Origin of the sequence: Mesorhizobium sp. M7D.F.Ca.US.004.01.2.1 (assembly GCF_003997785.1) — a bacterium.
GTDB classification, from domain to species: Bacteria; Pseudomonadota; Alphaproteobacteria; order Rhizobiales; family Rhizobiaceae; genus Mesorhizobium; species Mesorhizobium loti.
The window spans coordinates 1-7,306 of record NZ_RZRQ01000298.1 but is presented as its reverse complement, the minus strand read 5'-3'; the positions used below and the strand labels follow the sequence as shown (position 1 = coordinate 7,306).

Genomic DNA, 7,306 nt, shown 5'->3' with positions numbered 1-7,306 from the left:
TTGCTGGGGATGTGAACGCTTTCAGAGCATTAGCGTTCCGCCCGGCGAGCGATGCCCAACCGAGGTAACACGCAGAAAGCCCGCCAAGGATGGCGGGCTTTCCGATCGGCCGGAGGCCAGGAGAGTGCGGTCAAGCCTCACGGCTGGTTCGGCACTTCCGATCCGGCAGTCTTGATGTCAGCGGCGTGCGATGAGCAGGCAGAGCTGGCCGCCTGGCCATTCCGCAGGAAATCCGGAAACCTGCATCGCGCGGAAAGCTTGCCATCCGCTCGCAAATGCGGCCGGCGGCCCAGCCCGGTATTGCGGGTGGGCGCCCTGTTGTCAGACGATCCCGTAGAACAGCCTGTAGTGGACGCGTTTTATATAGTCCCGGTACTCCGGCGTGGCGGCCAGCAGCGCCTCTTCGCGCAGGATGCGATGCACCTGGAAGAAGGTGATCACGGCGTAGACGGCAAGATTGTAGAAAGAAAAGGCCGACAGCAGGAACAGGATATGGCCGGCAAGGTAGCCGGCATAGATCGGATGCCGCACAAGGCGGTAGGCGCCGCCGGTCATCACGCCGCGATTGCCCGGCAGAATGGCGAACGAACGGCCCAGCGATATCTTTCCCCAGATCACAAACCCCAACGCCAGGGCCTGCAGAGGCGCCGCGAAATAGACCGGAACGATAGCCACGCCCGGCTCCAGATCGATGAAGCCGACACCGAAACTGGCGATCACAGAGACAACCACCGTGAGCGGATTCCAGTCGCGAACCTGCGGCCGCCGCGACAGAAGCAGCCAGGTAAAGGTCAGGATCTCGGAAATCGCCAACAGCGCCACATTGATACGCGTCGGGTCGAGCATAAGGTGATACACGCCGCGGTAGACGAACAGTCCCGCAAAGGCTAGCGCGCAGATCCGAAAGAAGCCTTCCCGCAAATCAACCAGGATTTCGCGCTTTCGGACTGCGGACAAAATCCCGTCGTCTTTGATGCGCGAAAGGGTTTCGCTTTTTGATATGAGCAACGCAGGCACCCCAATGATCCCTCAGGGCGACCTTTGCATGCAACCATTGCCGGGCAGTTAATCAACAACCTCAGATCGGCATTAAAACGGGATCAACGCTACCGAAGGCATCCGAGCCGCCACCGCATCACGCGACAGATTGTTTCGGCATCATTGCAATTTATGCTTGCATTTTGGAACAAATAAAGAACAATAAATCAATTACCGCTGAGGCGGACCAAGGTTTTTCGGGGGGAGGACCAGCGATATGGCGAGCTGGAAAGGTGCGGGGTTGCCCGTCGCCGTGATTGGATTGCGTGTGCCGATGAAGGTTTCGCCCGGCCGGCTGTTGGCTGGGCTTGCTGTCATTCTTGCCCTGAACGCACCGGCGCTCGCCACAGAGAGGGACTACGCAACCTGCATAGGCAAGGACGTCGAGCCGGACAAGCGCATCGCCGCCTGCACGCCGATCGCTGAGGACATCACGCAGCCGTCGCGCATCCGCGTCATGGCCTACTTCCATCGGGGCGTCGCCCGGGACGACAAGCAGGACTACGATCGGTCGATCGCGGACTACAGTGAGGCGATTGCGCTCGATCCCAAGCAGGCATCGGCATACTTCAACCGCGGAGCCGATTGGTACGACAAGGGAGACAACGACCGCGCTATCGCGGACTTCAACCTCGCCATCAGCCTGGAGCCATGGTCCAGCGATGCTTATTCCAGCCGCGGCGCCGCATTCCTGCGCAAAGGCCGTACCGATGCAGCTATTCTCGATTTTCAACAAGCGATCGAGGCCGATCCACAGAACGGCAACGCACATGCCGGCCTCGGCGCCGCCTGGGACAGGAAGGACGACCTAGTGCGCGCCGTCGCCGAATATGACGAGGCGATCCGCATCGATCCGAAGGACGATGCCAGCTATTACGGGCGCGGCATGGCGCGGGCCGGCAGGAAAGACTATAACGGCGCTATTGCCGATTTCGACGAAGCGATCAAGCTCGATCCGGGCAATACGGACTATCTCGTCAGCCGCAAAGCGGCTGCGGCGACGAAAGCCGAGCTGCAACCCGGCGCCGAACCTGCGGTCCCGCAGGGCGCCGACAATGATACCCAGCCCGATGCCAAGCTTTCGACCGCCAAGATGGCGGAGCTCATTCAGGCGACCGACCCGCGCGTTCTCGTCGCGGTGCAGAACGGCGACAGCTTGTCGGATGCCGGCAAGTATGACCAGGCAATCGGCGCGTATGGCAAGGCGATCGCGCTCGATCCCGACAGTCCCCTCGCCTATTTCGGCCGCGGCAAAGCCTGGGACGCCAAGCGCGCCTATGACCGGGCGATTGCCGACTATGACCGGGTGATCAAGCTCCTCCCGAATATGGTCTCTGCCTATGTTCGCCGGGGCATGGCCAAGGCCACGACCGAGGATGCCGAAGGTGCTCTCGCCGATTGCGGCCGGGCCGCCGAACTCGATCCGAAGGTGCTGGATGCCTATTTCTGCATAGGCATGGCCTGGCATGTGAAGGGCAACGCCCAGCGCGCGATCACAGCCTATTCGGCGGCGATCGAGATCGATGCCAAAGATGCCCCCAGCTATTACGGGCGCGGCATAGAACGGGCCGACAGCAAGGATTATAGCGGCGCCATTGCCGACTTCGACCAGGCGATAAGGCTCTATCCGGGCAATCCGGACTACGCGGTCGCCCGCAAGGCGGCCGTGGCCGCCTTGAAGAAAGGTGGTGCCACGCAGGACGCCGTCGGCTCGGACCCGAAGAACCTCAAGGCCTTCATGGATCGTGGCGGTGCGTTCTACAGGAAGCGCAAATACGATCGCGCCATTGCCGAGTACAGCCGCGCGATCACGCTCGATCCAAGGAAGGCCGCCGCCTATGTCGGGCGAGGACTGTCACGCGTCGAGAAGGGCGATTATGATGGTGCCATCGACGACTACGGCAAGGTGATCGAGCTCTATCCGACCTATTTCGACGCCTATTTCGGCCGCGCCGTTGCCTGGGGCAAGAAGGATCAATTCGATCGCGCAATCGCCGATTACAATCGCGCGATCGAACTTGATGGCAGCTATGCGCCCGTTTATTTCGGGCGTGGCAGCACCTGGTTCGCCAAGGGCAACTACGATCGAGCCATTGCCGACTACGACCAGGCGCTCGAGCTTGATCCAAAGCTGGCCATCGCCCGCAAAGGCCGCAAGGTGGCGGTGGCGGCGAAAGCGAACGCCTCCAAGACGTCAGACGAAGCCGCAGGTCAGGCCGGCGAGGAGGCAATCAAGCCAAGTAGCGCTTCGCCAGCCGCGCAGACGTTCAGCAAGGGCTGGACGCTGCATGAGAGGGACGACTATGACGGCGCCATTGCCCTGTACGACAAGGCGATTGCGCTCTTCCCGGCATTCCACGACGCCTATCTGGCCCGAGCAATGGCCTGGGAGGCAAAGAGCGATTACGCTCATGCCGTCGCCGATTACAGTCAGGCAATCACGCTCAATCCGAATTTTGCCGATACCTACTACGACCGTGGCCAGAACCGCGGTTTCCAAAGAGATTACGATGGGGCGCTTGCTGACTACGGAAAGGCCATCAGTCTCGATACCAAGGACGCAAGGGTTTATGCCGACCGGGGCCTCATCTTGATGGGCAGGCATGAGGACGCCGCAGCGTTGCGTGATTTCGAAAGGGCGCTCAGCCTCGATCGCAAGAACCCCTTTGCCTATTTGGGCCGAGGCGTCATTCGGATCAGTAAGGCGGATTATGACGGGGCCATCGCCGATTTGAGCCAAACGATAAAGCTCAAACCGGATTTCGCCACCGCCTACAAAGTGCGGAGCAGAGCGTGGGACGCCAAGGGCAACCACAAGCGCGCCGAGGCCGACCGCAAGAAAGCGCTGAGCCTCGGGGCGAAATAGAGACAAGGTTGGGAGGGCTGCCAGATGTCGCGTTGGAAAGCTTTGGGCGTGGCGGGGGTCGCCGCTTTGTGCTTCGTTGCGGTGAAGGTGTTGCCTGGGCGTTCGGCTTTGCCGGCGGTAAATATCTCTACCAGACAGTGGCTGGTTCCCCCGATCCGCAGACGCTGACCGCGGCTCAGGTGAGCGAACAGATTGAGAGCCAGGGAAGCCAGATCTTCAAGGCAATCAAGCAGGAGTTCCCAGAAGACTACGACGTCGTCGTGGAAAAGATCACGGCCGTGGCCAGGCTTGGAAATGTCAACCAGGTGCGAAACACGAGCGGGATGGCGGTCGCCGATCTCAGGCGAAGATACGCATCCCTGCTGTCCTCGGCTCCGGACAGCAAAGCCGCCGAGGCGCTACGTGCACAATTGGATCTGCTCAACCATGTCATGGCGCGGGAAACCGCTACCATCTGCAACAACTACCTCCGTGAAGGGCCGGGCGCGCTCAGCACGCCGGACCAGGATTTCCTGATCGACATGGACAAGGTCGGCGCCACCCTGTTCCGCGCCTTCGGCGCAGCGAAGAATGGCGATCTGCCGGCCGCTGCTGCCAGTGACGGAGACTGGTCGCTGCTGGCCGACGCTTTCATCGACGCTGGCGGCACTCCCGCCGAGATAACTGCCATTGCCAATGTCAGCCGGAAATTCGAAGGCCTCTGCCCAGCCGTGGCAAAACTCTACGCAGCCGCATTGTCGCTGCAAGGTGAACCCGGGCGACACATCAAAACCACTCTGCTCTATGAGATCGCCCGGAATTAGCCGGGATTTGCTGATCCGTGCGTCTGACATGGATCTGTCGCGCCCCGTAAACCTCTTTGACTGGCTAGCCATGTCCTCGAAGCTCGAGAATCCGATTGGCGCCTTACCCCAGAGCTGAATTGCTGAAATACTTTGCAAAATCAGGGCGTTGCGCCAGAACTTTGCCGTCGGCATCACGCAATATGCCCGAGGCGAAGAGATAGTCGCCGATCGCTTCCATCTTGGCCGGATCCATCGTCCCGATGGCGCCGCTTTGGCTGCGTAGATAATGACCGTCGATCAGCGCCTTCAGCGAAGCCTCGATCAGCGCGGGATTGGTCAATGCATCCTTGTTGGCAGCGATCAGCAGGGCTGCCGCATCTTCGGGGTGGTCGACAGCGAACTGGTAGCCGCGCCGCGTCGCCTGGACGAAAGCGGCCGCAGGGTTGGGGTTTGCCTGGAGATAGGCTTCGCTCGAAGAGATCAGCGTCGTGTGCTCATCAGGCACGCCGTAATCGGCATAGACGAAGCTGCGCTGCTTGACGCCCTTGAGTTCGGCTTCGACACCCTCCCAGGTCGAAACTTCAAGCGTGAAATCGACCGAACCATTGGCCAGCGCCTCATAGGCCGAGGTGCCGAGCGTCACCGTCTCGAAATTGCCCTTGCCGCCATCATGGCGGATGATGGTCGATATCAATGCGTTTTCCCAGGCACTGCCGAAGCCGCCATAGGTCAAGCCGTCGAGGTTCCTCGGGCTTTTGATTTCGCTGCGTGCCTCATTGAACACCACGCGACCGGTTTCGGATTGCACCACCGCATAGACGCCCTTCAGGTCCGCCCCGGCGGTCTTCTGGGTGAACAGGCTGATGGTGCCGTTGATACCGAAATCGGCGACGCGGTTTGCGACCAGCGTGCCCGCACCGGTATCGCTGTAGGGCAAGATCTCGACCTCGAGTCCGGCCTCGCGATAAAAGCCCTTGTCGCGGGCGACGAACAGTCCGATGTGGTTGGTGTTGACCGTCCAGTCGAGGGCGACGGTGACCTTTTGTGCAGCCGATTGTGCTTGGGCTCGCCCCGATCCGGTAACGAGCGGAAGGCCGGTGGCAAGGGTCAGCAACAAGGCCTGCCGGCGCGTCAAGTCAGTCATGGTCGTGTCCTTTGGATGGGTTGGGGTTGAGGATGATGTCGAGGATCTCGGCCTCGAGCGCACTTGCCTGGCGCGCGGCATCGCCGCCAAGGCTGCGCGGGCGCGGCAGCGGCACCTCGATTTCACGCACGATGCGGGCCGGGCGCGCCGACAGTACATAGATCCGGTCGGAGAGGAACACGGCTTCGCGTACGTCGTGAGTGATCAGCAGCGCCGTCCAGCGGTGGTGCCGCCACATCTGTTCGAGCCAGCGCTGCATGGCGGTGCGGGTCAGTGCATCGAGCGCACCGAACGGCTCGTCGAGCAGCAGCATGTCACGCTCCTGCACCACCGTGCGCAAAAGCGCCGCGCGCTGGCGCATGCCGCCCGAGAGCTGCGCGGGAAAATGCCGCTCGAAGCCGGCAAGCCCGAACTCGGCAAACAGCGGCGCGACGCGCGCCCGCGCCGCCTTGCGCCTGATGCCCTGCACTTCGAGCCCGAGCGTCGCGTTGTCGAGGATGCGTCGCCAAGGCATCAGCGCGTCGCGTTGCGGCATGAAGGCGAAGTGCCTGCCGTGGTCATCGAGCGGCGCGCCGTCGAAGAACATCTCGCCCTCGCCATGCTCGGCGCCGGTCAGAAGCTGGAACAGCGTCGACTTGCCGGCGCCCGAGGGCCCGAGGATCGAGACGAATTCACCAGCGTCGACACTCAGCGAAATATCGGCCAGCACATCGAGCCCGCCGAACGCTTTGCGCACATGCCGCAACTCGAGCCGGCTCATCGCCACGGCCTCTTCCCTGCGGTTTCCTTGCCGGCGCGCTCCCAGGGCATGGCCAGGCGCTGCAGCAGCACAGTCAACCCGAACAGGACAAGTGTCAGCGCGGCGCTGGCACCGACGGCGGCCAGCACCAGGTCGGGGCGAAAATTGTTCTTGGCGTTGAGCATGTAGATGCCCAACCCCTTCGCGGCGCCGGCATATTCGGCGAAGATGGCGCCGACCACCGCATAGGTGATGGAGATCCTCAGGCCAGCGAAGAAATAAGGCAGCGCCGAAGGCAGCCGCGCCAGCACGAAGATGCGCCAGCGCCCTGCCCCCATCGCGCGCAGCATTTGCCCGACCTCGGCCTCGGTCGCCTCATAGCCCTCGACCAATGCCACCAGCATCGGAAAGAAGGTGACCAGCGCCACCAGCATGATCTTGGGCGCCAGTCCGAAGCCGAACCACAGCACCACCAGCGGCGCAATCGCCACCAGCGGCAAGGTCTGGCTGACAATGAAGACGGGAAACAGCGCACGCCGCAGCGGCTGGAAGAAGTCGACCAGCATCGACAGCGCAAAGGCGGCGCTGAGCGAGCAGGCAAAGCCAAGCAGCGTGGCGCGGATGGTCGGAATGGCGTTGTCGACCAGCGCCTCGCGATTGAGCATCGCTTGCTCGAAGACACGCGACGGCGCCGGTAGTATCGTCGGCTTGATGCCGGAATAGCTGGCATAAAG

6 protein-coding genes are annotated in these 7,306 nt (G+C 61.9%); 2 read left to right on the top strand and 4 right to left on the bottom strand.

From position 1 onward, the window contains the following. Window positions 1-321: 321 nt before the first annotated feature. On the bottom strand, window positions 322-957 hold the full coding sequence (locus EN993_RS28075) for an isoprenylcysteine carboxylmethyltransferase family protein (protein ID WP_245462875.1): 636 nt from the start codon (window positions 955-957) through the stop codon (window positions 322-324). Window positions 958-1,255: 298 nt separating this feature from the next. On the opposite strand from EN993_RS28075, the gene EN993_RS28070 reads away from it, so the two are divergent. Together EN993_RS28070 and EN993_RS28065 are read left to right on the top strand one after the other, a co-directional pair. After that, window positions 1,256-3,904 carry a tetratricopeptide repeat protein gene (locus EN993_RS28070; RefSeq protein ID WP_245468994.1) on the top strand — a complete coding sequence of 883 codons (2,649 nt, stop codon included), beginning with the start codon at window positions 1,256-1,258 and terminating at the stop codon, window positions 3,902-3,904. A 32-nt stretch (window positions 3,905-3,936) separates the two neighbouring features. Beyond that, on the top strand, window positions 3,937-4,707 hold the full coding sequence (locus EN993_RS28065; RefSeq protein ID WP_245468993.1) for a hypothetical protein: 771 nt from the start codon (window positions 3,937-3,939) through the stop codon (window positions 4,705-4,707). A gap of 103 nt (window positions 4,708-4,810) precedes the next feature. Here EN993_RS28065 and EN993_RS28060 read toward each other — a convergent pair whose 3' ends face one another. The 3 genes from EN993_RS28060 to EN993_RS28050 all read right to left on the bottom strand — a co-directional run. Beyond that, window positions 4,811-5,833 carry an ABC transporter substrate-binding protein gene (locus EN993_RS28060; RefSeq protein ID WP_127265394.1) on the bottom strand — a complete coding sequence of 341 codons (1,023 nt, stop codon included), beginning with the start codon at window positions 5,831-5,833 and terminating at the stop codon, window positions 4,811-4,813. After that, on the bottom strand, window positions 5,826-6,593 hold the full coding sequence (locus EN993_RS28055; RefSeq protein ID WP_127265393.1) for an ABC transporter ATP-binding protein: 768 nt from the start codon (window positions 6,591-6,593) through the stop codon (window positions 5,826-5,828). Before EN993_RS28055 ends, EN993_RS28060 begins: the two co-directional genes overlap by 8 nt. After that, window positions 6,590-7,306, bottom strand: a 717-nt coding sequence (locus EN993_RS28050) for an ABC transporter permease (protein WP_245468992.1), incomplete at its 5' end; no start/stop codon positions are given. The genes EN993_RS28055 and EN993_RS28050, both read right to left, overlap by 4 nt.